A 1499-nucleotide genomic window follows, 5' to 3' on the forward strand; every position below is an offset into this window, starting at 1 on the left:
CCCTCCCCCCCCCCCCCCCCCTCCTCCCCCCCCCTCCTCCCCCCTTCCCCCCCCCCCCCCCCCCCCCCCCCCCCCCCCCCCCCCCCCCCCCCCCCCCCCCCCCCCCCCCCCCCCCCCCCCCCCCACGTCCGGGGCGGGCGCGACATGGTGGTGACGTCAGCGGGCCGACGTCGTCTCCCGCACCCACGGCAGCAGCAACCGTTCGAAGGCGACCAGCGCGAAGTAGAGCAGGATGCTCATCAGCCCGATCAACACGATCGCCGCCCAGGCGGCGGAGTTCTCGCCCATCCCGCTGAACTGCAGGGTCATGTAGCCCAGCCCTTCCTCACCGGCCTGGAACTCGCCGATCACGGCACCGATCGCCGCCAACGGCATCGCGACCTTCAGGCCGACGAAGATCTGCGGCAACGCCGCCGGGAAGCGGATCTTGCGGAAGGTCTGCCAGCGGGACGCGTCCAGTGACCGGGCCAGCTCGGCCAGGTCGGCCGGGGTCGAGGTCAGACCGGTCACCGTGGAGAGCACGATCGGAAAGAAGCAGAGCAGGAAGACCATGGTGAGAATCGACTGCTGACCCCAGCCGAGGGTGACCACGAGCAGTGGGGCAAGCACGATCTTCGGTACGGCGTTGAGCGCCACCAGCAGCGGAGCGAACATCCGCTCGGCCACCTGGGAGCCGGCCAGCGCCAGTCCGATCAGCACCCCGATGACGGTGGAGATCGCAAACCCGACGACGGTCGAGGTGGTGGTCGCCAGGGAATGTTCCAGCAGTCGTGGCATCCGCAGGGAGAACGCCGCGTACACGTCCTGCGGGGGTGGCAGCACCACCGAGTGCACCAGGTTGAACACGCTGGTGGCGAGCCACCACGCGGTCACCGTCACCGCCACGCCGAGCAGCGGTAGTCCGACTGCGGCGACCCGGCCGCCGGCGGGGCGGCGGACCGGAGCGGTGGTCGCGGCGCGTACCGGTGGCGCCTGCGCCGGTTTGAGTACGGTCATCAGATGCCTTCCGTGGATACTCCGGCCTTCCGGCCGGGAAGGAAACGGACACCTGCGGAGCACGGCAGGGAAGGTCGACTCGCCGCCGAGGCGGATCGACGTCCACTACTCACACACCGGGAGATCCGGCGTGCGAACAGGTGTGCCAACGTGGCGTAGTCCTTCCGGTGACAGCCAGGCTGGTCGGGCCTACCGCCGGGCTGGTGGGAAGTGACGTCTGTGGAGACCGTGTAGGACCGATGGGCGGTACTCCGCCCCTCGCCGTTGATTCGGGTCGGCAGTGGTCGGTCAAGCAGAAAGCTCGACCCGTGAGGGTCGAATCTCCCTACTTCAGCAGGGGGAGATGTCAACGACACTCCTCAGGCTCGCCGAGCCGCCGGGGGGGGGGGGGGGGGGGGGGGGGAGGGGGGGGGAAGAACCCACAAAAAGGGGGGGGGGGGGGAGGGGGTGTGGTGGGGGTCGGGGGGGGGGAGGTGTGTGGGGCTTTGTTCGGGGTGGGGTGT

Annotated in this window: 1 protein-coding gene; it reads right to left on the reverse strand. The window is 70.8% G+C overall.

Annotated features, from left to right (window positions below; translation table 11 throughout):
* Positions 1–156: 156 nt before the first annotated feature.
* Positions 157–996, reverse strand: a complete 840-nt coding sequence (locus tag ACXAHD_RS32075; RefSeq protein WP_281551864.1) for an ABC transporter permease — start codon at positions 994–996, stop codon at positions 157–159.
* Positions 997–1499: the final 503 nt, after the last annotated feature.

This window comes from Micromonospora sp. ABR4_055 (assembly GCF_056160425.1).